The sequence below is a fragment of the Maritimibacter fusiformis genome, from assembly GCF_008086115.1.
GTDB lineage: Bacteria > Pseudomonadota > Alphaproteobacteria > Rhodobacterales > Rhodobacteraceae > Muriiphilus > Muriiphilus fusiformis.
Window position 1 is genome coordinate 636,789 of the sequence record NZ_VSIY01000003.1, and the last position, 24,498, is coordinate 661,286.

At 66.9% G+C, this 24,498-nt stretch carries 26 protein-coding genes; 14 read left to right on the top strand and 12 right to left on the bottom strand.

The window, feature by feature from the left end; genetic code table 11:
- Positions 1-20 precede the first annotated feature (20 nt).
- From FVF75_RS03785 to FVF75_RS03815, 7 genes are all read right to left on the bottom strand, one after another.
- On the bottom strand, positions 21-779 hold the full coding sequence (locus tag FVF75_RS03785; protein WP_148376397.1) for an esterase/lipase family protein: 759 nt from the start codon (positions 777-779) through the stop codon (positions 21-23).
- 117 nt (positions 780-896) lie between these two features.
- Positions 897-2,018 carry a DUF8173 domain-containing protein gene (locus tag FVF75_RS03790; RefSeq protein ID WP_148376398.1) on the bottom strand — a complete coding sequence of 374 codons (1,122 nt, stop codon included), beginning with the start codon at positions 2,016-2,018 and terminating at the stop codon, positions 897-899.
- Positions 2,019-2,144: 126 nt separating this feature from the next.
- Complete coding sequence (locus FVF75_RS03795; RefSeq protein ID WP_187392961.1) at positions 2,145-3,254, bottom strand: GNAT family N-acetyltransferase; 1,110 nt, start codon at positions 3,252-3,254, stop codon at positions 2,145-2,147.
- Positions 3,255-3,404: 150 nt separating this feature from the next.
- A complete protein-coding gene (groL, locus tag FVF75_RS03800) occupies positions 3,405-5,051 on the bottom strand; it encodes a chaperonin GroEL (RefSeq protein WP_148376400.1) in 1,647 nt (548 codons plus the stop codon).
- Positions 5,052-5,097: 46 nt separating this feature from the next.
- The gene (groES, locus tag FVF75_RS03805) at positions 5,098-5,385 is read right to left on the bottom strand and encodes a co-chaperone GroES (protein WP_148376401.1); all 288 of its coding nucleotides are present in this window, start codon (positions 5,383-5,385) and stop codon (positions 5,098-5,100) included.
- Positions 5,386-5,521: 136 nt separating this feature from the next.
- Entirely contained in the window at positions 5,522-6,196 is a 675-nt protein-coding gene (locus FVF75_RS03810; RefSeq protein WP_148376402.1) for an SOS response-associated peptidase, read from the bottom strand.
- Positions 6,197-6,286: 90 nt separating this feature from the next.
- On the bottom strand, positions 6,287-7,291 hold the full coding sequence (locus FVF75_RS03815) for an ABC transporter substrate-binding protein (protein ID WP_148376403.1): 1,005 nt from the start codon (positions 7,289-7,291) through the stop codon (positions 6,287-6,289).
- Positions 7,292-7,412: 121 nt separating this feature from the next.
- On the opposite strand from FVF75_RS03815, the gene FVF75_RS03820 reads away from it, so the two are divergent.
- The 7 genes from FVF75_RS03820 (at position 7,413) to FVF75_RS03850 (ending at position 14,156) form a co-directional block, all read left to right on the top strand.
- A complete protein-coding gene (locus FVF75_RS03820; RefSeq protein WP_148376404.1) occupies positions 7,413-8,072 on the top strand; it encodes a TetR/AcrR family transcriptional regulator in 660 nt (219 codons plus the stop codon).
- 77 nt (positions 8,073-8,149) lie between these two features.
- Complete coding sequence (locus FVF75_RS03825) at positions 8,150-8,968, top strand: ABC transporter permease (protein ID WP_222861185.1); 819 nt, start codon at positions 8,150-8,152, stop codon at positions 8,966-8,968.
- Positions 8,969-8,977: 9 nt separating this feature from the next.
- The gene (locus tag FVF75_RS03830; RefSeq protein WP_148376405.1) at positions 8,978-10,387 is read left to right on the top strand and encodes an amidase; all 1,410 of its coding nucleotides are present in this window, start codon (positions 8,978-8,980) and stop codon (positions 10,385-10,387) included.
- Positions 10,384-11,451 (top strand): NAD-dependent epimerase/dehydratase family protein, encoded by a 1,068-nt coding sequence (locus FVF75_RS03835; protein ID WP_148376406.1) that lies wholly within the window; start codon positions 10,384-10,386, stop codon positions 11,449-11,451. The genes FVF75_RS03830 and FVF75_RS03835 overlap by 4 nt, the downstream gene beginning before the upstream one ends.
- Positions 11,438-12,277, top strand: a complete 840-nt coding sequence (locus FVF75_RS03840) for a GNAT family N-acetyltransferase (RefSeq protein ID WP_148376407.1) — start codon at positions 11,438-11,440, stop codon at positions 12,275-12,277. Before FVF75_RS03835 ends, FVF75_RS03840 begins: the two co-directional genes overlap by 14 nt.
- A gap of 11 nt (positions 12,278-12,288) precedes the next feature.
- Positions 12,289-13,344 carry a dihydrodipicolinate synthase family protein gene (locus tag FVF75_RS03845; protein ID WP_148376408.1) on the top strand — a complete coding sequence of 352 codons (1,056 nt, stop codon included), beginning with the start codon at positions 12,289-12,291 and terminating at the stop codon, positions 13,342-13,344.
- 14 nt (positions 13,345-13,358) lie between these two features.
- Positions 13,359-14,156, top strand: coding sequence for an ABC transporter ATP-binding protein (locus FVF75_RS03850; protein WP_246137986.1), 798 nt, complete (start codon positions 13,359-13,361; stop codon positions 14,154-14,156).
- 9 nt (positions 14,157-14,165) lie between these two features.
- On the opposite strand, the gene FVF75_RS03855 is transcribed toward FVF75_RS03850, so the two are convergent.
- Entirely contained in the window at positions 14,166-15,143 is a 978-nt protein-coding gene (locus tag FVF75_RS03855) for an AraC family transcriptional regulator (protein ID WP_187392962.1), read from the bottom strand.
- A 212-nt stretch (positions 15,144-15,355) separates the two neighbouring features.
- Between FVF75_RS03855 and FVF75_RS03860 the strand changes: the two genes are divergently transcribed.
- Positions 15,356-15,832 (top strand): hypothetical protein, encoded by a 477-nt coding sequence (locus tag FVF75_RS03860; protein ID WP_148376410.1) that lies wholly within the window; start codon positions 15,356-15,358, stop codon positions 15,830-15,832.
- 71 nt (positions 15,833-15,903) lie between these two features.
- Here FVF75_RS03860 and FVF75_RS03865 read toward each other — a convergent pair whose 3' ends face one another.
- Entirely contained in the window at positions 15,904-16,185 is a 282-nt protein-coding gene (locus FVF75_RS03865) for a PAN domain-containing protein (RefSeq protein ID WP_148376411.1), read from the bottom strand.
- A 223-nt stretch (positions 16,186-16,408) separates the two neighbouring features.
- Entirely contained in the window at positions 16,409-17,167 is a 759-nt protein-coding gene (locus tag FVF75_RS03870; protein WP_148376412.1) for an SDR family NAD(P)-dependent oxidoreductase, read from the bottom strand.
- A 129-nt stretch (positions 17,168-17,296) separates the two neighbouring features.
- Between FVF75_RS03870 and FVF75_RS03875 the strand changes: the two genes are divergently transcribed.
- A complete protein-coding gene (locus tag FVF75_RS03875; RefSeq protein ID WP_148376413.1) occupies positions 17,297-17,905 on the top strand; it encodes a class I SAM-dependent methyltransferase in 609 nt (202 codons plus the stop codon).
- Positions 17,906-17,951: 46 nt separating this feature from the next.
- Here the strand turns inward: FVF75_RS03875 and FVF75_RS03880 are convergent, their stop codons facing one another.
- Together FVF75_RS03880 and FVF75_RS03885 are read right to left on the bottom strand one after the other, a co-directional pair.
- Positions 17,952-18,215, bottom strand: coding sequence for a hypothetical protein (locus FVF75_RS03880; protein ID WP_148376414.1), 264 nt, complete (start codon positions 18,213-18,215; stop codon positions 17,952-17,954).
- A 36-nt stretch (positions 18,216-18,251) separates the two neighbouring features.
- Positions 18,252-18,509 carry a DUF1127 domain-containing protein gene (locus FVF75_RS03885; RefSeq protein ID WP_222861186.1) on the bottom strand — a complete coding sequence of 86 codons (258 nt, stop codon included), beginning with the start codon at positions 18,507-18,509 and terminating at the stop codon, positions 18,252-18,254.
- Between the two features lie 574 nt (positions 18,510-19,083).
- Between FVF75_RS03885 and FVF75_RS03890 the strand changes: the two genes are divergently transcribed.
- The 5 genes from FVF75_RS03890 (at position 19,084) to FVF75_RS03910 (ending at position 24,478) form a co-directional block, all read left to right on the top strand.
- Entirely contained in the window at positions 19,084-19,536 is a 453-nt protein-coding gene (locus FVF75_RS03890) for a GreA/GreB family elongation factor (protein WP_148376415.1), read from the top strand.
- 98 nt (positions 19,537-19,634) lie between these two features.
- Complete coding sequence (rnk, locus tag FVF75_RS03895) at positions 19,635-20,072, top strand: nucleoside diphosphate kinase regulator (protein ID WP_148376416.1); 438 nt, start codon at positions 19,635-19,637, stop codon at positions 20,070-20,072.
- A gap of 322 nt (positions 20,073-20,394) precedes the next feature.
- On the top strand, positions 20,395-21,336 hold the full coding sequence (locus FVF75_RS03900) for a mechanosensitive ion channel family protein (RefSeq protein ID WP_148376417.1): 942 nt from the start codon (positions 20,395-20,397) through the stop codon (positions 21,334-21,336).
- Positions 21,337-21,400: 64 nt separating this feature from the next.
- Entirely contained in the window at positions 21,401-22,717 is a 1,317-nt protein-coding gene (gene rpoN / locus FVF75_RS03905) for an RNA polymerase factor sigma-54 (RefSeq protein ID WP_187392963.1), read from the top strand.
- A gap of 222 nt (positions 22,718-22,939) precedes the next feature.
- Positions 22,940-24,478 (top strand): ABC transporter substrate-binding protein, encoded by a 1,539-nt coding sequence (locus FVF75_RS03910; RefSeq protein ID WP_148376419.1) that lies wholly within the window; start codon positions 22,940-22,942, stop codon positions 24,476-24,478.
- The last annotated feature ends 20 nt before the right edge of the window (positions 24,479-24,498 follow it).

The following is a 24,498-nucleotide window of genomic DNA, read 5'->3' on the forward strand; positions in this document are numbered from 1 at the left end:
CGCGATTCCTGCAACCCGGCTCAACGATACCCGGCTTCGCGCGCGATCTGGTCGAGCACATCGGCCAGCGTCAGATTGTGGTCGAACCGGCCAGCTCGGATGAACTGGACCACCTGCGCGATCACCAGCGGATTGACCATCATGAAGGTATGCGTGACCGGCAGCACGATATGGTCGGCCATGCCGGCGATCTTGGTCGACTCGACCGACACCTTGCCATCGTCCTCGCCCTCGATCATCGACGAGAACACCGGGTTCAGCGACCGGTTGCCGGCGATGACCCCCAGTTCGTAGGCCGGCAGTCCGGCGGTGTTGGGCAGCGTTCCCGGCCCGGTGCCCAGTTCCGTCCCGGCCGGACCCATCAGCCATTCGAACGGCTCGAAATCACCCAGGTTGAAGTCACGGAACTCATCGACCAGTTGCGAGCCGTGGTTCGGTGGCGCCAGCATCACCACCCGGCCCATTCGCGCCGGCCGAAAATCGTTGAGCCAGATTCGCGCGAGGATGCCGCCCATCGAGTGGGTGACGAAATGCACCCGCTCTTCGGCGCCGCAGCGCTCGACCGCAGGCGGCACGGCCATCGCCACCAGATCCTCGATCCGGGCCTCGGTCGAGGGATAGCCGTCATTGACGACGCGATAGCCCAATTCCTTGAGGGTCTCCTCCATCACCGTCATCGAGGCGGGCGAACGCGCCAGCCCATGCAACAGCACCACGCAATCGGCGAGCGCCGGCAGCGGCAACAGCGTCAGGACCAGGGCAAGGGTGAAGCGTCGCATGATATCAGGATACTCCGAGGGGCGGGACGTTACGAGGCCCCAGTTGCAAAGCGGCGCCACGCGGCGGCGCGGCGCCAAGGCCGGGCCGGGGCGAAGCCCGGCCCGAACCCGGACAGCTTACGCCTGTTCGACGCGGAAGGCCGGCCCGAACATCCGCACCACCAGCGCGCCCGCGCCGACGAAGAAGATCGCCATCATGGCCAGCCAGCCCAGCCACGGCACCAGCGCCACCGCGCCCGCGATCGCCGCACCGGCAAAGGCCGCGATGGCGCGATCCGCAATCGTGGCGGGCTCGCCGCGCCCGGCCACCCCGGTCGCCCAGACGCCCAGCACATAGGCGCCGACCACATAGCCGCCCACCCCCAGAAGGATCGCGGCGATCAGCGACACCGGCACCAGCACGATGCCGATCCCGGTCATCGCCAGGAACAGCATCGACCCGACCAGGGTCGACAGGCCGAGAAAACCGAGCCACAGGCTGCGCACCGGGCGGTTCAGCGCCTTCTGGCGCAACTCGGCGACGTAATTCGGGGCCAGTGCTGCAAAGGCCGTGCCCAGCAACCCGACCACCACCACGCCGCCGACCCAGCCCTTCAGCCGCGCAAAGAAGCCCGGCCGCTGCATCCCTTCGGCGCCCTCGAATTCGCTCATATCGTGCCGTTCGATCCGGTCGGCGGATGCCACCCGTTCGGGCACCTCGACGGCGGCGGGATCGTTGGCATAGATATGCAGTGTTCCGCCGACGCGGGCCGCCTCGCCCCATTCGACGGTCTCGGCGGCCAGCGCCAGGTCACCGGCGATGGCGGCGTCGATCTCGACCTCCTGCCCGGCCAGAACGGCGTTGCCCGCGACCGGCGCGCTCAATTCGATATTGGAGCCGATGGCGCGCAGGTTGCCGGAGACCGGGGCGCCGATGCTCAGCGTCTCGCCCGAGACCGAGGCATTGCCGCCGACCGCGCCGGTCACGTCGACATCGGCCCCGGCGGCATAGAGGTTCTGCCCGACATCGGCATCCAGCGTCACGTAGCGCCCCGCCATATGGGCCGACCCGGTGATATCGGCACGGGCCTTGACGTTGTAGCCGGCGATGAACAGATCGCCGTCGATTTCGCTGGTGGCCGTGACGGTGCGCCCGGCGGCGTAACTGTCGCCGCCAAAGCTCCAGGCCGACGCAGCGTCATCCGCCAGCGCCGGTGCCGCCAGTGCCGCGAACAAAAGCGGATAAAGGAATTTCAACATGGGACCCCCTCGATCATGAAATGTTGCTCGGATTAACATAGGTAGCGGTCACACCAATGTTAAGGGCGCGTGATGATTTGCCGCCGCGTGCTCGTCACGCCTTTGTCGCGCGCTTGGGCGTCGCGTTCAAGACGACGCCTCGACACCTGTTCCGGCCACAGTCCGGGCAGCCTCGGCCCCGCCACCTGAACCGCGTGCAAGAACATGCCCGGCGGCATCTGCCGCCATCGCCGCCATGCCGCGCGGGTTCAGCGGATAGACCCGCAGCGACGTGGCCGGGATCGCCTTGTCGGTCCAGGTGCGCTTGAACCCGTCCTGCCGACCCTGAAAGTCGAACCGGTTCAGCCCCCGTTCGGCACAATGCCGGATCAGGTGGTATTGCATGAGGATTCCCGGCCCGTATCTGCGGAACTCCGGGGCATAACCGGTCTTGTAGGCCCAGTAGACGCCGCCGTGGATCTCGCCCAAGCTCATCGCCAGGGCCGCGCCGTCGAGGGTGAGAAAGGTGACGTGCAACCGGCCGTGCCGGGCGAGCGCGCGCGTATAGGTGCGATAGAAGGCGGCCTGCCGCGTGTCTTCGGCCAGCGCGATGCCGGTGGCACGCTTCCAGCCCAGCGCCTCGACCGCGACGGCGCGCTCCACCACGGCGTGCACCTCATTCTCCGTCGGGGTCAGGAACTCCAACCGCAGATCTCCCAGGGCACGCAACTGTCGCTCGCGCCGGCGGATCGACGTGGTCATGCTCCTGGGCACATGGCAGGCCGGATCGGACCAGCTTGCGTCAAGCTCGATGAACGGCCAGAGCGGTGTCGCCAGGGGCTTGGTCACCACCACCGCCCGGCCAGGACGCCCGGCCTCGAGGTGGTGGCGCAGGCGCGATCCGGTCGGGACATGGCCGAGATTGACCGGGTAGCCGAAGCGCAGAACACCACGGGCCAGTGCCGCCATGGCATCGTCATCGGCGCAGGCCACCGACACGCCGCCGCCCTCGTTGCCGGCAAAGAAGTGCCGCCCAGCCAACCCGGGAAGGCGCACCAGCGGCAAGACCGCACGGGGTGCGGCAGGGTCTCCGACCACCAGCGCCCGCGCACCATCCGCCACGCCATAGGCGCGCGCCGAACAATCGACCCACAGCCGCAGCGACATCGGGCTGCGGCTCGTGCCAGGCGCGACCGCATCCCAGACCTCGGGCGGGACCGCGGACAGCGGAACGGATTTTGCGACCGGGGCATTCATGGCGGCTATGTCTGTCTGTGGGGTCATCGCGGGAGTTCGCGCGACCATAGCACCGCGCCAACAAAAGAAAACCTTGCGCCAGGCCACCGGCCCCAAAACAGAAAAGGGGCCGCGTGAGCGACCCCTTTCCGATGTCATGTGCCGGGTGGCTTACATCATGCCGCCCATGCCGCCCATGCCGCCCATGTCGGGCATGCCGCCGCCGCCGGAGCCTTGTTTCTCCGGCTTGTCGGCCACCATCGCTTCGGTGGTGATCAGCAGGCCGGCGATCGAGGCCGCGTCTTCCAGGGCGGTGCGCACCACCTTGGCCGGGTCGATCACGCCGAACTTGAACATGTCGCCATATTCTTCGGTCTGGGCGTTGAAGCCGAACTTCAGATCGTCCGATTCACGGATCTTGCCGGCAACCACGGCGCCGTCGACGCCCGCGTTCTCGGCGATCTGACGCAGCGGCGCTTCCAGCGCGCGGCGCACGATGCCGATACCGGCGTTCTGATCCGAGTTCTCGCCGGTCAGACCCGCGAGACCCTTGGCACCTTGCACCAGCGACACGCCGCCACCGACGACGATGCCTTCCTGAACCGCGGCGCGGGTCGCGTTGAGCGCGTCGTCGACGCGGTCCTTGCGCTCCTTGACCTCGATCTCGGTCATGCCGCCGACGCGGATCACGGCAACACCGCCGGCCAGCTTGGCCACGCGCTCTTGCAGCTTTTCGCGGTCGTAGTCCGAGGTGGTTTCCTCGATCTGGTTGCGGATCTGGGCCACGCGGGCTTCGATCTCGGCCTTGTCACCGGCGCCATCGACGATGGTGGTGTTGTCCTTGGAGATCTCGATCTTCTTGGCGGTGCCGAGCATGTCCATGGTGACATTCTCGAGCTTCATGCCCAGGTCTTCCGAAATCACCTGGCCGCCGGTCAGGATCGCGATGTCCTGCAGCATGGCCTTGCGGCGATCGCCGAAGCCCGGCGCCTTGACGGCGGCGATCTTCAGGCCACCGCGCAGCTTGTTGACCACCAGGGTCGCGAGCGCTTCGCCCTCGACATCCTCGGCAATGATCAGAAGCGGCTTTTGCGACTGGATCACCTGCTCGAGCAGCGGCACCATTGCCTGCAGCGAGCTGAGCTTCTTCTCGTGCAGAAGCACGTAGCAGTCTTCCAGCTCCGCCAGCATCTTCTCGGGGTTGGTCACGAAGTAGGGCGACAGGTAGCCGCGGTCGAACTGCATGCCTTCGACCACTTCAACCTCGGTCTCCATGCCCTTGTTCTCTTCGACGGTGATGACACCCTCGTTGCCGACCTTCTGCATCGCCTCGGCGATCTGGCGGCCGATCTCGGCCTCGCCGTTGGCGGAGATGGTGCCGACCTGGGCCACTTCGGCCGAGTCGCTGACTTCGCGCGCCGCCGCCTTGATCGAGGCGACCACGTTCGCGGTGGCAAGGTCGATGCCGCGCTTGAGGTCCATCGGGTTCATGCCCGCGGCCACGGCCTTCATGCCTTCGCGCACGATCGCCTGGGCCAGCACGGTGGCGGTGGTGGTGCCGTCGCCGGCCTCGTCATTGGTGCGCGAGGCGACTTCTTTCACCATCTGCGCGCCCATGTTCTCGAACTTGTCTTCCAGCTCGATTTCCTTGGCGACGGTCACGCCGTCCTTGGTGATGCGCGGGGCGCCGAACGACTTGTCGATCACCACGTTGCGGCCCTTCGGACCGAGGGTCACCTTGACCGCGTCTGCAAGGACGTTGACGCCCTTGAGCAGCTTGTTGCGGGCGTCGGTGTTGAACTTGACGTCTTTTGCCATGTTCCTGGCTCCTGTTCTTTGAATGTCGTGAATTGCGGTGCGACGATCAGGCGATGATGCCCATGATGTCGCTTTCCTTCATGATCAGCAGTTCCTTGCCGTCGAGCGTGACCTCGGTGCCCGACCACTTGCCGAACAGAACCTTGTCGCCCTTCTTCACATCCATCTCGATGCGGTCGCCGTCTTCGTCACGGGCGCCGGCACCCACGGCCACGACCACGCCCTCGGCGGGTTTTTCCTTGGCGCTGTCGGGGATGATCAGCCCGCCAGCGGTTTTCTCTTCGCTTTCGACGCGCTCGACCAGCACGCGGTCATGCAGGGGAGTAAATGCCATTTCCGAGGCTCCTCAACTCTTTTGGTTGCTTCTGGCACTCACCGAGGGCGAGTGCTAACGGCGCATAGCTAGGCAGATGCAAATGGGCTGTCAACAGGCGGGGCCGGATATTTTTTTTGCGTCGGCGCTGCGGCGCTCAGCCCGCGTCCGGCTCGATCGGCTCGATCAGCTCCGGGCCCTCGGCGCGGTTGGAATTCACCGCAGTCGAAACCCGGTGCAGCGCAAGCACATCCTCGTCCGGCGCCACCATCAGCGCCGCCGCCCCGTGCCCCGCCTCGCCCAGCCAGAGCGGCCAGTCGGATTGCTCGATCACCACCGGAATCCGGTGATGAATGGCCGACATGGCCGCGTTGGCAGAGGTGGTCAGGATGGCGAAGGTGGAAAGGCGGTCTTCGCCCCAGTCCTGCCAGATGCCGGCCAGCACCAGCGGCTGGCCATCGGCGCGGCGGCAATACCACGGCAGGCGGGCCTCGTCGGTGCGGTGCCATTCGTAAAAGCCCGACACCGGAACCAGGCAGCGGCGCTGGCGGCAGGCCTGCCGGAAAGCCGGTTTCTCGGCCACGGTCTCGGCCCGGGCATTGATCAGAAGCGGCCCGTCGGTCGGGCTGTCATACCAATGCGGAACGAACCCCCAGCGCATTGCGCGCAACCGCCGGGCCGGGTCCTGCCCGGGATCGGCGGTGACCACCGCGACCTGCTGGGTGGGGCAGATGTTGTAGTCCGGCACCGGCGGCAGATCGTTGCCCGGCACCGCCGCGAACAGCCGCGCGACCGCATCATGTGGCAAGGTGTTGGCCATCCGTCCGCACATCCGGCCATGTTCGGGCGGCGCGGCGCGGATTGCAAGCAAACAGGGGGCCGCGGAACGGCCCCCTGCCGATTGATCTGAAAGCAGGCCGCCTTACGGCGTCGGCGCCTTGATGTCTTCGCTCAGGAACTCGTTGGTATAGGCGTCCTCGACGGCGAACGGCTGTTCCAGCGTGAAATACTTCTCGACCAGCTCATAAGAGGCTTCGAGCCCCGCCGGGTCGAGATAGCCAAGCGCGACGGTGCGCGTCGGCTCGGTCGACATCAGCTCTTCGACCCGCAGCCACTGGTCCATCTGCGCCGCGCGGTCGAGGCCGCTGACATCCGCCATCAGCGCGTCGATGCAGGGATCGTGATCGACGGCGCAGGCGTCGAAGGCGCGCTGGGTGATCTCGATGAACTTGGCCACCGTCTCGCGGTTCTCGGCCAGGTATTCGGCATTCACGAAGATCGAGTTGCCATAGGGGTTGATGCCGATGTCACGCCAGGCGACGAAGCCCATGTCATCGCCGATCTCGTTCACCTTCAGGTCATGGCCGTTGTAGAAGTCGCTCATGATGTCGATCCGGCCCGACATCAGGCTGGGCATCTTGGCCTGGGGTGCGATGTTGACGAAGTTCACCGAATCAACGTCGATCCCGACCGCCTGGGCAAAGGCCGGCCACATCACCCGGGCCGCGTCGCCCGGCGGGTTGCCGATGGTATGGCCGGGGAAATCCTCGGGTCCGGTGATGCCGCTGACACTCTTGCGCCAATAGAAGCCCTGCGGCGAGTTGGCATAGACCGCCATGACCGCGACGATATCGGCCCCCTTGCCGCGGGCGATGAACGCGGTGGTCAGATCGGAGACGCCGAGCGCGGATTTGCCGATGGCGATCTGCTGCGCCGAGGCGCCGGAACCCTTGGCGCTCTCGATCTCGAGGTCGATCCCGGCCTCCTCATACCAGCCTTGCTGGCGGGCGTAGTAATAGGGCGAATGGTCCGCGGTCGGAAACCAGTTCAGAACGAACGGGAGCGTTTCGCCGGCCTGGGCCGCGCTGCCAAGGGTTGCCCCGGCAAGGGCGAGCGTGGCGGCGGCGAGGTGTTTTGCGTGATGCATTGGTCTTCCCTGTCTTTGCTGTGGCGAAGCCCCGGTTTTTCGGTGTATTTGCATCGCCGGTGCCGCAAGCTTAGGATCGGCGCTTGAACGAGTCAATATTATCCAACCAGTTGGTTGATACATGAAAACGAACACGGCCCAGAAGAAACCCCGCGGCGGACGCAACAAGAAAAGCGACAGCGAGGACACGCGGCGCGCCCTGCTCGACGCCGCCCGGCGCGAGTTCGCCGCCGGCGGACTCGAAGGCGCGCGGGTCGATCGGATCGCCGCCTCGGCGGGGGTCAACAAGCAGCTCGTCTATCATTATTTCGGCAGCAAGGACGACCTATATGGCGCGGTTCTGATGCAGGCCTACCAGGGCATCCGCGACCGCGAACGCGATCTCGACCTTGCCGGTCTGCCGCCGCTCGAGGCGATGCGGGTGCTGGTCGAGTTCTCGTTCGACTACCTCGACGAAAACCGGGAATTCGTGGCGCTGATCACCGACGAGAACAGCCACCAGGGCCGCCATGTGAAGGAATCCGAAGCGGTCGAGCCGATCAACCGGCCGATCATCGAGTTGATCCGCGAAACCCTGACCCGCGGGGCCGACGACGGGGTGTTCAAACAGGGGCTCGACCCGTTGCAGGTCTATGTCTCGATTGCCGGGCTGTCGTTTTTCTATTTCTCCAACGCGCATACCCTGTCGCGCATTTTCGGGCGCGACCTGCTCGACGCGGGCGCGGTGGCCGAGCGTCGCGCGCATGTGGTCGATTTCGCACTGGATGCCCTGACGCCCTGAAACGGGCACGTTTCCCTTGACACGCGCGGGGCTATTCTCAACAATCAACCAAACGGTTGGTTACATGAGGCGCCCCGATGGCTGACGACAACACCGGCACAACGGCATCGACCGGCGATTTCGTCGCCCCCACGCGCGGCCGCATCGCGATGCGCGCCCTGACCCCGATCGTCGCCTCGCACGGCCTGCTTTTGCTGCTGTGGTTCCTGGCGGCGGAATACGGGGGCATCCCGGCCTTCATCCTGCCTTCGCCCGCCGCGACCGTCCAGACCCTGTTTTCGGACACCTACGCCTGGGGGCTGAATACCTATGTCACCGCCGCCGAGATATTCGTCGGCTACGTCGCCGCCGTGATCTTCGGCATCCTCATGGCGATGATCTTCTACTGGTTTCGGTGGATCAGCATCCTGGTGTTCCCGGTCTTCGTGACCCTCAGCATGGTGCCCAAGGTGGCGCTGGGGCCGCTGTTCGTGGTCTGGTTCAGCTACGGCATGGGCACCAACATCTTCATCGCCTTCGTGATCTCGTTCTTCCCGATCCTGTTGACCACTTGGCGCGGGCTGCGCGAGGTCGAGCCGGAGTTGCTCGAACTGGTCAACGCGCTGAAAGCGTCGCGCTGGCAGGTGTTCACCAAGATCCTGCTGCCGAACTCGCTGCCCTACATCTTCTCGGGCATGAAGGTCGGCAGCATCCTGGCGGTGGCGGGCGCGATCGTGGGCGAATTCATCGCCTCGGAAAACGGGCTGGGCTACCTGATGATCCAGGTGCAGGCGGTGCTGGATACCGCGGCGATGTTCATGGCGGTGATCCTGCTCAGCATCCTCGGCGTGGCGCTTTACCTCGGGATCGTCCTTCTGGAACGGCTGATGGTCGTTCAGGACGCCCGGATCGACTGAGGCAGACCGATGCAACCTGACCTCTGCGAGATGACGGCGGGCGAGCTGGCCGAGGGCTTTCGGCGCCGGGCGTTTTCGCCGGTCGAGGCCGCGTCGGCCTGCCTTGACCGCATCGCCGCTTTCGACGGGGCCATCAACGCCTTCTGCCTGGTCGATGCCGACACCACGCTGGCCCAGGCGCGCGCCGCCGAGGCCCGCTGGCAGGCGGGTGCGCCGCTGGGGCCGCTCAACGGTGTGCCGGTGTCGATCAAGGATCTGCTGCTGACCGATGGCTGGCCGACCCGGCGCGGCTCGACCACCGTGGCCGAGGCCGGCGACTGGACCGAGGACAGCCCGCCGGTGGCGCGGCTGCGCGAGGCCGGGGCGGTTCTGCTGGGCAAGACCACGACGCCGGAGTTTGCCTGGAAAGGCACCACCGACAGCCCGCTGACCGGCATCACCCGCAACCCCTGGAACACCGACTGCACCCCCGGCGGCAGCAGCGGCGGCGCTTCAGCGGCGGTTGCGGCGGGTATGGGGCCGCTGGCGCTGGGCACCGATGCGGGCGGCTCGCTGCGCATCCCGGCTGCGATGTGCGGGCTTTTCACCATCAAGCCGACCGGCGGGCGGGTGCCGTCCTGGCCGCCGACGCCCTACGGCAGTTTCGCGGCCAGCGGGCCGATCAGCTGGTCGGTCGCGGACGCGGCCATGATGCTCGACGTGCTGTCGGGCGCGGACTGGCGCGACCCGGCAGCCCTGCCACCGCAGGGCGCGCGCTTTGCCGACGCTCTGGATCTGCCGACCGGCAGATTGCGGATCGGCTTTTCGCGCGACCTGGGCTTTGCCACGCCCAGCGCCGAGGTCGTCGCGGCAGCCGAGGACGGCGCGCGCCGGCTCGAAGCGCTAGGCCATACCGTCGAGGAGGTCGCCCCGCCCTTTGACGACCCCTCCGTCACCTACGAGACCCTGCGCGCCGGCATGACCGTCGCCGCCTTCGCCTGGGCCGACGAGGACACGCTGGCCGCGATGGACCCCGGCCTTGCCCAGCACATCCGCGAGAGCCGCGAGAGCGCCAACCTCGAGGATTTCCTGCGCGCCGACGCCGAGCGCACCGCGATCGGTCGGGCGATGGGGCGGTTTCATACCGATTTCGACCTGCTCCTCACGCCCGCGCTGGCCACGGGCGGCTTCGAGGTCGGGCGCGACGGCCCCGAGGACTTGCCCACCAGCCGACTGTGGTCGCCCTTCACCTTCCCGTTCAACCTGACCCGCCAGCCCGCCGTCACCCTGCCCTGTGGCCACGACGCGCGCGGCCTGCCGCTGGCCGTGCAACTGGTCGGCCCGCTCTACGGCGAGGACCTCTTGCTCAGGATCAGCCGCGACTATGAGCGCGCCTACCCCTGGAGCCGCGCCCGCGCCAGACCGGCGGCGCGTTCATGAAACACCGAAAGGCCGATGCCGTGAAACAAGACACCCCTCTTCCGCCCCTGCCCGCGACGGTGCCCGATATCGAGACCCTCGAGGAACTCTTGTCGCGCCCCAGCGCCGCGCTGCGACACGAGTTGTGCGGGCTGGACGGCGACATCATGATCCTGGGTGCGGGCGGCAAGATCGGCCCGTCGATGGCCCGGATGGCCAAACGCGCCTGCCCCGACAAGCGGGTGATCGCGGTGGCGCGGTTCTCGGATGCCGCCCTGGCCGATCAACTGGAAGCGGATGGCATTGAGATCATCCGCGCCGACCTGATGGACCGGGCCGCCATCGAGGCGTTGCCGAAAGCGAAAAACGTGATGTTCCTGGCCGGGCAGAAGTTCGGATCGAGCGGCAACCAGGCCGGCACATGGGCGATGAACAGCTACATGCCCGGCATGGTCGCGGACGCCTTCGCAAAGAGCCGCATCGTCGCCTTCTCGACCGGCTGCGTCTATCCCTTCGTGCCCGTGACCTCGGGCGGCGCCGAGGAAAGCCTGCCGCCCGATCCGCCGGGCGAATACGCGCAATCCTGCGTCGGGCGCGAGCGTTTGTTCGAGTATTACTCGCAGAAACACGGCACGCCGGGGCGGCTGTTCCGGCTGAACTATGCCATCGATCTGCGCTATGGCGTGCTGGTCGACATCGCCCAGAAGGTCGCGGCAGGCGAGCCGGTCGATGTCACCATGGGTCATGTCAACGTGATCTGGCAGGGCGACGTGAACGAGATGGCGTTGCGCTGTCTGGCCCATGCCACCACCCCGACCACGCCGATCAACATCAGCGGGCCGGAAACCGTGTCGGTGCGCTGGGCCGCCGAGGCCCTTGGCCGGCGCCTTGGCAAACCCGCCGTCATCACCGGCGCCGAGGCCGACAAGGCCTGGCTGACCAACACCGCCAAGGCCAACGGCCTGTTCGGCTATCCGAGCGTGCCGCTCGATCTCATGATCGACTGGGTGGCCGACTGGATCGCGAACGGGCGCGAGACCCACGGCAAACCGACCAAGTTCGAAGTGCGCGATGGCAATTACTGAGGGCCACACCCAGACCCGGCTGGCCGAGACCGACATCGACGCCGTCATGGCGCTGGTGGCCGAGGCCGGTTGGAACCAGGTCGCCGAGGACTGGCGGCTGATGGCCGGGATCGGCGATGCCGTGGTGCTGCGCGATGCCGGTGGCGCGGTCTGCGCCAGCGCGCTCGCCCTGCCCTACGCGGCCGGGTTCGGCTGGATCAGCATGGTGCTGGTGGCCAAGGCCAGCCGTCGGCGGGGGCTGGCAACGCATCTGCTGGCCGACCGGGTGGCGTGGTTGAAAGCGCGCGGCGCGGTGCCGATCCTCGATGCAACCGAACTGGGCGTGCCGGTCTATGAACAGGCCGGGTTCACCGGCGGCGCGCGTCTCAGCCGGTGGCAGGGCGTGGCGCGGCCCGGCAAGGTGCGGGGCGATCTGCGCGTCGCGGGACCGTCCGACCGGGCCTGGATCGGCGCGCTTGATGCCGAGGTGTTCGGCGCCGACCGATCCCGACTGATCGACGATTTCCTGTCGCGCCCCGGCAGCACCGGGCTGGCGCTGGACGACAGCGGCTTTGTCATCGCGCGGCGGGGACGCAGGGCGACGCAACTGGGGCCGCTGGTCGCCGCGTCGGAGCCGCAGGCGATCGCGCTGCTCGACGCCGCACTTGCCAGCCTCGACGGGCCGGTGTTCTTCGACCTCTTTGACGCGCGCGGCGCACTTGAGGCGCATGTGCGGGCGCTGGGCTATGAGCGCCAGCGCGGCTTTCTGCGCATGAGCCTGGGCGAGATGCCCGATTTTGATGGCAACGGCCGGGCGATGCTGATCGCCGGCCCGGAATACGGATAGGAGACCCGGCCATGCACCGCACCGAGATCGACGCAGAGCTGATGGCGGCCTTCAGGGACGGGCTGGTCATCCCCGCGCACCCGCTGGCGCTGGATGCCGCGCGCAGGCTCGATCCGGTCCGCCAGCGCGCGCTGACCCGCTACTACATCGACGCCGGGGCCGGTGGGCTGGCGGTGGGGGTTCACACCACGCAATTCGCGATCCGCGATGTCGGGCTTTATGAGCCGGTGCTGCGCCTCGCCGCCGAGACCGCGCGCGACTGGGCCACGCGCCCCATCCTGATGGTTGCGGGCGTCGCCGGGCCGACCGCGCAGGCACTGGCCGAGGCAGGAACCGCCCGCGCGCTGGGCTATCACGCGGTGCTTCTGAGCCTCGCGGCGCTGGGCGAGGCCAGCGAGGACGAGTTGATCGCGCATTGCGCGGCGGTGGCCGAGGAGATGCCGGTGATCGGCTTCTACCTGCAACCGGCGGTGGGCGGGCGGCGTCTGCCGCGCAGCTTCTGGCGCCGCTTCGCCGCCATCGACAACGTGATCGGCATCAAGATGGCACCGTTCAACCGCTATGCCACGCTCGACGTGATCCGCGGCGTGGCCGAGGCGCGGGCCGAGGAGCGGGTGACGCTCTATACCGGCAACGACGACCACATCGTGCTCGACCTGGTGTCGAAAACCCGGATCATGCGCGACGGTGCGCCGGTCGAGATGACCATCGCCGGCGGGCTTCTGGGGCATTGGAGCGTCTGGACCAAGGGCGCGGTCGATATCCTCGACCGCTGCAAGGCGGCGCGCGGCGAGGGCACGATCCCCGACGAAATCCTGCGCCTCGACGCCGCCGTGACCGATTGCAACGCCGCCGTGTTCGACGTGGCCAACGACTTTCACGGCGTCATCGCCGGGTGCCACGAGATCCTGCGCCGTCAGGGCCTGCTCGAAGGCCGCTGGTGCCTCGACCCCGACGAAGACCTCGGCCCCGGGCAAAGCGCCGAGCTTGACCGGGTGATGCGCGAATACCCCGAACTCACCGATGACGATTTCGTCGCCCGCAACCTTGAACGCTGGCTCGCATGATGAGGAAGAACGCCATGAAAGGCACCCCCGAACAGACGCCGCCGCGCGATCGCACGATGATCCGGCTGGAGGGCGTCAAGAAGACCTACGTCAGCCGCGAGGGCGCGCGGCAGGTGGCGATCAGCGATGCGACCATGACGGTGAACACCGGCGACCTGGTGTCGCTGGTCGGCCCGTCGGGATGCGGCAAGACCACGTTGCTCAAGATCCTCGCCGACCTGCACGATGCCGACGAGGGGGTGATCGAGATCGGCACCGACGATGACCCGTTCACCCCGGGGCGCGATGTCGGCATGGTGTTCCAGCAATCGCTGCTTTTGAAATGGCGCCGCGTGCTCGACAACGTGATGCTGCCCGCCGAGATTCTCGGCCTGCCCCGCGCCGAGGCACGTGCCCGCGCCCGGCACCTGATCGAGATGGTCGGGCTGGCGGGGTATGAGGACAAATACCCTTATGAGTTGTCGGGCGGGATGCAGCAGCGCGTCGCCATCGCCCGCGCGCTGGTGCACGACCCCAAGCTGGTGCTGATGGACGAACCGTTCGGCGCGCTCGATGCGCTGACCCGCGAAAAGATGAACCTCGAGCTTTTGCGGATCTGGGAAGAAAGCGGCAAGACCATCGTTTTCGTCACCCACTCGATCCAGGAGGCGGTGCTGCTCGGTTCGCATTGCGCGGTGCTGACCTCGGGCCCGGCGCGGATGGCGGACTATTTCGACATCGACCTGCCCTATCCGCGCACCCTCGACATGAAGGTGACCGAGCCGTTCGGGGAATACACGAGGCGCATCTACAAGCTGCTCGGGATGGCCTGAACGGGCGGCCTATTCGGCCCGCCGCATATCGGTCGGAGTCTGCCCGAACCGACGCGCGAAGCAGCGGTTGAAATAGGAAATGTCGCCAAAGCCGCAATCGAGCGCGATCTGCCCGATCTGCATGGCCCGCCGGCGCGGATCGGCCAGCCGGTCGCGCGCGCGCTCCAGCCGGGCCTCGAGCAGCAGCGCGGAGAAGGTCGCGCCGTCCTCGGCCAGAAGTTTGCGCACATAGCTTTCCGAGGCGTGCATCGAGGCCGCAAGGTCCGCCATGCGATACCCCGGGTCGGTGGCGTTGCGCCGGATCGCCGCGCGCGCCTGGGCGCGCCTTGCCGCACGCAGGCCCCGGTTCCGCGCCACGTGCCAGGCATCGCGGTTCGCCCCGATCGCCAGCGCCGCAAGATCCAGCAGGTGTTCGCGTGCGACATGGCCTGTGCCGTCGCCCAGCGGCGCGTCGCGCGCCATCATCATCCGGCAATAGCCGGCCAGCAGGCCCAGCGCGTCATTCTGCCTTGGCACCACGGTGACCACCAGCCGGTCGACATCCGCCACCCGCTCGGCCAGCCGCCGCACCGGCAGCGACAGCGTCACGAACCGGCCCGCGCGCGAGCGGGTGCGCCCGATCTCGCTCGAGCAGCGCACCAGACCGTCGCCCGGACCCAGCGTTTCATCGACCTGCCCCTGTTCCACCCGCACCACGCCGGTTTCGGGGATCAGGAACACGATGTCGTCATTGCCATCCGCGATCAGCGGCCGGGTGCGCGCGCAGGAGATCGCGCTTATATCGCCAACCCCGACCGAGGTGTCGCCGAGGAACTGGAACGACGCATCGTAGTGCAGCGGGGCATCGTCCAGCGTCTCCATGTCCAGCCGCACGAAACGCTGCCCGAACTCCTCGCGCCAGATGCCGACCCGGTCGGGCGCTGGCAGGGCCGCCGCCGAAAACCGAAGCGCACCGGCGGGTGCTGCGGGCTGTGTCTTGGGCTCCATGGCGGTCATGATCGTGCACCGGAAATGGGGAAAAAGAACTGGTTACGGCTGCCCGGATGCAAAACCCTGTCCCGCGCCGGGGCCGCCTGTCAAGCGACACGTGCGCCGAAACGTCCCGTTTCGTCCCACCCGGCATCGCGCCCCGTCCAAGCCCCGCGCCCGCGACAAGGCTAGCATCGGCCCTCGTATTGTTCCGATTTTAGGGGGAAACCATGAGACAACCCGTTCGTATCTGCACGCTTGCGCTGGCCGCGATGCTGGCCGTTCCGGCAACCCTGGTGGCCGACACCGCCTATGCACCGCCTGCGTTCGCGGCGGGCGAGAACGGTTGGGAAGACTATGTCGAGGCGCTGACACTCGACCGGGCCAGCGCTTCGGGTCTGTCCCCGACGCTCGACAGCGCGGAGGCCGCCGTGGTCCTTTTCCTCGCCAGCCGCATCCGGGGCGACAACGACTGGAAATCGGCGATGGTGTCAGACCCCGACCGCAAGGCGAAAAAGGCTCTGAAGGCGTGGAAAGGCTGGACGCTGCATTCGGCCCGGCTCGAGGCGCGCAAGCTCAAGGACACGCGCGGCTATATCCGGGTCTGGATGGACTTCACCGTCGACGGGGACCGCGAAACCGGCAGCGACGATTTCACCATGCTGCGCGACGGCGACACCTGGCGCATCGCATCGCCACCGTCCTGAGCCAAGCAAAACGCCCGCCCGGCACCTCTCGCCGGACGGGCCCCGCGCAAACTCCCCCCGTTATGAACCCCTCAGAGTTTGCCGCAGAAGGATCGCGTGCTCTCTTCCAGCGCGAAGACGCCCTTGATCAGCTTGCAGCTTCCCGGCATCGAGCTGTCGAAACTGTGCGGCAGAAACGACCAGCTGTCACAGCCCTCGGTCTCCTTGCAGGCCGCGACGCATTCATCGGGCGTCAGGAAAGTGTCGATATATCCCACCTGGTCGACCGGGGTGATCGAACAGTTCTCGAACTCCTCGGCCAAGGCCGGGCCCGCCAGGACCGCGATGGCGGCGGCAACGCAAAGGTTTTTCATGTCTGTCTCCCTGTGATGTTTCCCGAGGTGAAAGGCCCGGCCCGGTGACGAGGGCGAACCCCGCCACCGGAAGAACGAAACACCCGGGAAAACCACAGATCGTTACCGCCAAACCGTTCACCATCGAACACGGGTCCAGTTTGACGCGGTGCGGGGATTTGTCTTGGACAATGCGGGATCGCCGCTTGGCCTCGGCGCTATGGCCCGCGCCGGGTTCAGCCGGTCAATCCGCCCAGCCCATACGGCTGCGAATGTCGGGATCGCGGATGTCGGCCATGCTGCCGGCCAGGTCATCGGCGTCGCCACCCACCAGCCATGCGGCCATCCGGGCCGGTTGCGTCACCGGCGACAGGTTTTCGCGCGGGATGTCCGACACGCGGTTGATCTTGGCGGCGCGGATGGCGACCTGCATTTCGGTGTCGACCACGCCCGGAGACAGGCCGAAGGCCCGGATGCCCTCCGGCGCGCCTTCCAGATCGGCGCAGCGCGTCAGCATCAACAGCCCCGCCTTGGAGGCGCAATAGGCCGCCCAGCCTTCCAGTGGCGCCACGGCGGCGCCCGACAGCAGGTTCAGGATGCGCCCGCCGCCCCTGAGGTGCTGCCAGCCCGCGGCGATCACCGCCGCCGGACCCGACAGGTTGACGCGCGCGGCCCGGTCGAACTCGACCGGGTCCAGCGCCGCGATCCGGGCCATGGGCTCGATCACCGCGGCGTTGTTGACCACGATATCCAGCCCGCCGAGCACGTCGGCGGCCGCGTCGATCCGCCCGGCGATTGCCCCGAGGTCGGACACGTCCAGCCCATGATCGAAGGCCTGTCCGCCGGCATTGACGATCTCGGCGACGACCTCGTCGCAGTCTCCGGCGTTGCGCCCGCAGACCGCAACATGCGCGCCCTGGGTCGCCATCACGCGGGCAATCTCGGCGCCGATCCCGTGGCGCGCGCCGGTGACCAGCGCGCGTTTTCCGTCGAGTGGTTTCATCGGGTTCTCCTGTCGTTCGGACCCGGCTGACACGTCAGGCCCGGCTGGAAACCGAACCTTAACCTTATTGCGGGATTATGCGCGCATCATGCCCCGATTGCGGGCGATCTGACAGGGGAAAAACCGGACATGCACAGTGCCGTCGACAGACGCGAACTGAAAAACGCGATGGCGCGGGTCACTTTGGAACGACGCCACACGGCAGGCTGCGAGTTGCTGCCCGACCGGGGGCATTTGCTCGACGAGATGCCGAAAGGCGCGGTGGCGGCGGAAATCGGCGTGGCCTTCGGCGACTACACGCGCGAGATCATGAACCGCACCGATCCCGCGCGCCTTTTCCTGATCGACGCCTGGGCCACCGAACGCTACCGCGAGGGGCTTGCGAAAATCCGGTCTGACTGGGCCGGCGAGATCGACGCGGGGCGGATCGTGATCGAACAGGGGCTGTCGACCGATGTGCTGCCGACGCTCGCGCCGGCCAGCCTCGACTGGGCCTATATCGACACCAACCACGCCTACCAGACCACGCTGGAGGAACTGGAGCTGTGCCGCACATTGGTGAAACCCGGCGGACGCATCGCCGGGCACGACTTCTGCACCGGCAACGTGATCGACGCGGTGCCTTACGGGGTGGTCGAAGCGGTGGCGAAGTTCTGCCACGACCACGACTGGGGCTTTCGCTTTCTCACGCTGGAGACGCGCGGGCATTTCTCGTTCTGCCTCGAGGCGCTGGCATGATCGGTGCCGGCGCACGGGGCTGCCCTACGGCCCGCGCGGCCCCTTGCTAGCGCCCCGTCATCTGCCGGTAGGTCCCCATCATCCGGTTCGCGTTCATCATCGCCAACAGGAAAAAGGCCGCGGCCGGGACCGGTGCCGCCGGTCGCGTCTCGGCGTTCGCCGCCGCGATCACGCCGGTGGGCCGATCGGGCACCTGCCCGCCGTCATCTTCCCAGCGGGCGAGCATGTCGTCACCCGTTGCAACGGCCCGATCTCCGGCCAGTCCCGGGAACAGTTCGTCGAAGTCGGCTTTGCAGAGCATCATGGTCATATTCCCTTGTTGTAGGGTGAGGTCGGGCCGGTCGGGTCAGATCCCCCGGGCCAGCGGCACCATCCTCAGTTCCTCCGCGCTGAACCCCTCGACGATATGCGCGATATCGCCACGATAGACGCCGATATCCGCGAGGGTCCGGTCATCGAGACGCTCGAGCGCCTGCCGCATCCGGTGTTTCTGCCAACGCCTCAGCGCAGACCCAATGACCCGCGCGAGCAGGCTGCCATCGGTTTGCACCCTGTCTTCATACGACGCGGGCCCCAACATGTTCCTTGTGATGTAGACGGACATATCATCCTCCAAATACGAGATTGCCGATTGCACGACCTGAGCCATCGCGACCCTCGGAGACGAGGCGGCGCAGTGCGGCGCATCTCACTCCGGGGCGGCGTAAGTACCCCTGTCGTCCGATTGATCCAGAAAGATCGAATGGTCCCCCGTGGCGTGGCATCGGCACACAGGCCTGCCCCGCCCGGGGCTACCGGCGGTTCAGCAGATTTCCCGCGAATTGCAGGAACCTCGTATGAAGGCTAAACATCGTCATGACCCGTATATGATCCTTTCGCTCAGGCTTTTCAATCCAACCGGCCCGGGCTGCGACATTCCGGCGCAAACCCGCCTGATTCAGAGGGAATCTGCCCAATCCCGTCGCGCACCTGGCCAAGAGATTGACTTTGCTACGGGCAATGCCTAGCTCTGAGGGCATGTTGGACCGGCCTGATCATTTCCGATTTCTTTTGCTGAACCGCCCGCATCCCCGGGCGGTCTAGGCGCGTTCGCGCCTGCAATCCCCCGGGGCTCCTCACCATTCCAGTCATACCATGCGGCATTCATGCCGCCCCGCCGTGTCGCCCGAGGAAGAACCATGTCCCGTATCCAGCGCCTTCACACCGCCGAACCCGCAAGCCGGACCATCCGCAAATCCCCGACGCGGGTTGCGAGACACCTGCCCGCCGCCGACCGGCAGCACCTTGAACGGCACCTGAAGCGCTGCGCGGACGACGGCACGCCCGCGGCCCCGCTGCTGCGTCATGTCCTCGACCACAAGGTGCAGAGCACGACGCCGCTTGAGGGCGAATGCCCGCGCGATCTGGTCTGCTCCGGCCGGCTGGTGACCTGGTCGGTCGACGGCGGTCCGGCCCGCACCGGGCTGTTGTCGCACCGCGCCAGGACCGGGTCGCACAGCGGCGTGATCGCGGTGGCGTCGCTTCTTGGCGCCACGCTGATGGGCATGCGGGTCGGCCAGCAGGCGCCGCTTCTGCGCGAAGACGGCGCGATCCTGTCGCTGACCGTTCTCAAGGTGTCAGACCCCACCTGACGCGCCCGCACCCGCAAGACCGGACCAGGGCGGCAGACCAGCCGCCGGACGCCCCCTATCCAACGTTCCATTCAACCGAGAAACCAATGGTGAGCCCCATGAACCAGATTATCCAGAACACCCCGCTGCGGCGGACCAAGACCCCGAAAATCGTCGTCAACCAGGATGACCTGGCCCATCTCGAAGGCCTGGCCGAAGGCGCGATGCAGCGCAATCCCGCACTGGCCGACCGCCTGCTGGACGAGCTTGGCCGCGCCCGCGTGGTTGCGGCAGCCAAGATGCCGGCCAATGTCGTCGCGATCGGCAGCACCGTCACCTACCGCGACGAAACCACCGGGCAGGAAAAGGCGATCACGCTGGTCTATCCCGAAGACGCCGACATCGCGCGCGGCCGGGTCTCGGTGATGACCCCGATCGGCGTGGCGCTGATCGGGCTGGCCGAAGGCGCCGCGTTCCACTGGGACACGCGTGAAAACCAGCGCCGGATGCTGACGGTGATCCGGGTCGATCAAGACACCGACGGAGACGCGAATTGACGCGCCCGCGCATGATTGCCGGCGATCCCGGCCCGCTTGATGACCCCGGAGGAGGCGAACGGATGAGTTAAACCCAGCCGCCACGCTTTCTCCGGGCGTCCCGTGCCATTCACTGCCCCTTGTCTTTCCGGAGAACCACCATGAGCCCCCGTCCCTCGCGCCGATATTGCACACGCTGCAACCTGTCGATGCCGCGTGCGGCCGCCCATCGTTGCCCGCATTGCCATCAGCCGATCGCGTCCGCCGGTCCCGGCGTGCCGCCGCAGATCGGCCCGCAGCCCCGTCCGACCCAACCCAGCCAGGCGCTTGCCAGAGGTGCGAAATGACCATTCGTCAGAACGCGCGCCGTCTGGTCTGGCCTCTCACCCTGACGATCCTGAGCCTCGTGCCGGTGCTGTTTCACACCGAGATCGCCGGCCTGCTCGGTCAGGAAGACGGCCTGCCGCCGGGCTTGATCGCGCTCGCCTTTTTCGCGGCGGCGTGGCTGGTCAGCCGGGTGCTGGGCATCGCGCTCGACCAGGCGGGGTCGCGGCGGCGGCCCTATCCGCGGCTGCTGAAAGACCTGATCGCCGCCGTGGTGTTCCTGAGCGCCTTCGTCGCCACCGCCTCGGTCTACATGGGCCAGGGCGCGGTCGGCGCGCTGGCCGGCTCGGGCCTGATCCTGGCCATGCTGGGCTTTGCCATCCGCAACGTCGTGGCCGACACCCTGTCGGGTATCGCGCTGGGGATCGAGGGGCCGTTTCGCATCGGGGACTGGATCGATATCGAGGGGCTGGGGCGCGGCAAGGTGATCGAGATCGGCTGGCGCACCACCCGCATCCTGACCAGCGACGCAACCTATCTGATCCTGCCCAACAGCCAGATCGCGCGTCGGCGCGTGACCAACTACTCGGCCCCCAAGCCGCAATACCGCGCCCAGGTCGCGATCACGCTGGATCACTCGGTGCCGATCACCCGGGCGCGCGAGGTCATGCTCGAGGCCGTCGGCAAGGCGAAACTGATCCAGCACGACCCGGCCCCGGACGTGCGCGTGCTGGCCTATGAAGAAGGCGGCATCACCTATGCCCTGCGCTACTGGCTGTCGCGGTTCGACCGGGATGTCGATTGCCGCGACGAGGTCTACAGCCTGGTCGACGATGCCCTGCGAAACGCGGGCACCCTGGCCCCGCGCCGGCGGATCGAATTCGTCGCGGCCGACCGGCTGCCCACGCCGCTCGGGCATCGTCCCGACCCGCGTCCGGCGCCGCAACCGGCGGCTTCGTGACCGGCGGCGTCGGCGGCTTGACACCTCTGCGCCACCGACGGAGGCTGGGTGCGAGGGAACGTCGATGAAACTTGGCCCGGCACTCAGTATTCGACAGACATCCACGCTGGCGATGACCTCGCAGCTGTTGCAGGCGATCGGGCTGTTGCAATTCAACAATGCCGAATTGGCCCGCTATCTTGCCCGCGAGGCCGAGAAGAACCGGTTTCTAGAAGTTCGACGCAAACCCCCGGGCGCAGGGCAGGACAGGCCTGCCGGCCACCCGGGGCTGTCCGGCGGCGACGGCGTGGAAAACCTGGCCGCCCCGTCGGACGGGCTAGAGCAGCACGTGGAACGACAGATCGGGCTTGGCATTCGCGATGCCGGGCAGCAACGGATCGCGCGGGCCTTTCTGGCTGCGTTGGAACCATACGGCTGGCTGGGCCGGGACGTGGCCGAGATTGCGCGGGAATGCGGCGTGTCCACCGGCGCGGCCGAGGCGGTTCTTGCCGTCCTGCAGAAGTTCGAGCCTGCGGGACTTTTCGCCCGCTCGCTGGCGGAATGCCTCAGCTTGCAGGCGCAGGATGCAGGCGTGCTGGATGAGGTGATGTCGCAGATGTTGCAGCGGCTCGATCTGGTGGCGGAAAACGATCTCGCGACGCTCGCTGAGCTTTGCGGGTGCGACTCCGGCGCGGTCGAGGCGCGGATTCGAAGGCTCCAGACCTTCGACCCCAAGCCCGGGGCGCGATTCGCACAGCACGACGCACCGACCCGCCCGCCCGACCTGATCGTGACGCGGGCGGGCAAGGCGTGGCGGGTGGAGTTCAATGCCTCGACCCTGCCGGAGATCGACGTGCGCGAGGATCTGGTGCAGGACAGCGAGGCACGCGATGCCTTCGTGGCGCAGGCGCTGGCCAGTGCGCGCGGGCTGAAACGGGCGATCGAGCAGCGCAACGCCAATACGCTGGCCGTCGCCGCCGAAATCGTGCGCCGGCAGATGAGGTATTTTTCCAAGGCAGACGCGCATCTTGCACCGATGTCGCGCAAGGACGTGGCCTTGTCCGCCGCGCTGCATGAAAGCACGGTCAGCCGGATCACCACCGGCATGACGATGGAAACGCCGGTCGGGATCGTCGAACTGAAACAGCTTTTCTGCCGGGGGCTTCCCGTGCGGGATGGCGGGGCGGCGGTGTCGGTGGCGCAGATCCGGGCGCGCATTACCGAGATGATCGGCGGCGAGAGACCGGACCGGCCGTTGAGCGACGCCCGGATCGCAAGCCGACTGAAACAGGAAGGGGTCGTCATCCAGCGCCGCACGATTGCGAAATACCGGGCGGAATCCGGCATTCCCAGTTCTGTCGCCAGGCGGCGCTCCGGGCCGGCACGCAGCGCGCCATCCTAGCCCGCGTCATTTCCGCGCGGATGCGTGACTTGCACGCGCTAGATGCGCCAGATCGCAGCAGGCTTGTTTTCACCACCCGCTTCACGATTGATCTCATTCGCTTTTTCTTGTCTCAGCAGTTTGTAGCGAGTTGGCACAGAGCTTGCATATCCCTAAGCAACAGGTGTGCTGCGCCTGTTGGACACGACCGACTGATGTTCAATCAAGGGAGAAACCAAAAAAATGAAACGCACGTCACGTTTACTGGCCGCCTCGCTGCTGGCCGTCGGTGTCACGGCCCCGGCTGCCAGCGCGCAAGAGCTTGTCGTCGGCTTCACGCAGGACGCCAACACGCTGGACCCCGGAAACCACCGCAACCGCGAGACCGAAACCATCATCCGCAACATGTTCGACGGGATTCTGACGCGGGATTCGTCGATGAATATCCTGCCCGAACTCGCCGAGTCCTATACGCAGGTCTCGCCAACGGTCTACGACTTCGAGATCCGCGAAGGCGTCACCTTCCATGACGGCTCGGTGATGACCGCCGAAGACGTGCGCTTCACCCTGCACCGCCTGACCGCCGAAGGTGCGATTGGCGACGGTCAGACCAGCCCGCGCCAAAGCCTGCTCGGGCCCGTCTCGGGTGTCGAGGTTGTCGACGGCAACACGGTGCGCGTGACCCTGTCCGAGCCCTGGCCGCTGCTGCCCGCGATGCTGCCGTTCCAGGAAATCGTCTCGCAGGCCTTCGTCGAAAGCGTCGGCGCCGATGGCATGGCCACCAGCGTCAATGGCACCGGACCGTTCAAGCTGGTCGACTGGCGGCGCGGCGACTCGATCATCATGGAGCGTTTTGACGACTACTACGGCGGCGCTCCGGGGATCGAGCCGGTCGGCAAGGCCTGTGTCGAGCGTGTCATCTTCAAGGTCATTCCCGAATCCGCCTCTCGCGTGGCCGCGCTTCTGGCCGGGGATGTGCATATCATCAACGACCTGCCGCCCTTCGCCATCGAACAGGTGGAAAACAGCGAAACCGCCAAGGTGATGACGGTCAACGGCACGCGGAGCTTCTTCATCGCGATGAACGTCGAGGGCGAGATCTTCGACGACATCAGGGTCCGCCAGGCCGCCGCGCACGCCATCGACAAGGATCTGATCATCGACCGGATTCTGGGCGGCAATGCGGCTGCGATCTCGGGCATTCTCAGCCCCGACGCCTTCGGCAAGAACATGGACCTGCCGGATTACGCGTACGACCCCGAAAAAGCCCGCGCGCTTCTCGCCGAAGCGGGCTATCCGGACGGTGTCGACATCACGATGGACACCACCGGCGCCTACAAGGATACCGCCGAGGCCGTTGCATCGCTGCTGACCAAGGCTGGCTTCAACACCAAGGTCGCGGTCGGCGAAAGTGCGCTGCTGACCGAGAAATGGCGCACCGAGGGCGGTCCGAAAACGGGTGACATGTATTTCACCTCGTGGGGCAACGGCTCGCTCGACCCGCAGGGCATCTTCGTGCCGACCCACATGACCGCGGCGCGCGGCAACTCTGCCGGCTATGCGAACCCCGAGATCGACCGGCTGCTGGATGCGGCGTCGACCGAAGTGGATCGTGAAAAGCGCGCCGAGATGTATCGCGAGGCCGAGGCGATCGCCAACGCCGACGTGCCCTATGTCTACCTGTGGGTGCCGCAGGACATCTACGGCGTGTCCACGCGCCTCACCGGGTGGAGCCCGAGCCCGGACAGCCGCATCAACCTGCATGATGCCTGCCTGAACTAAAACGGCCCAAACCGGGGAGT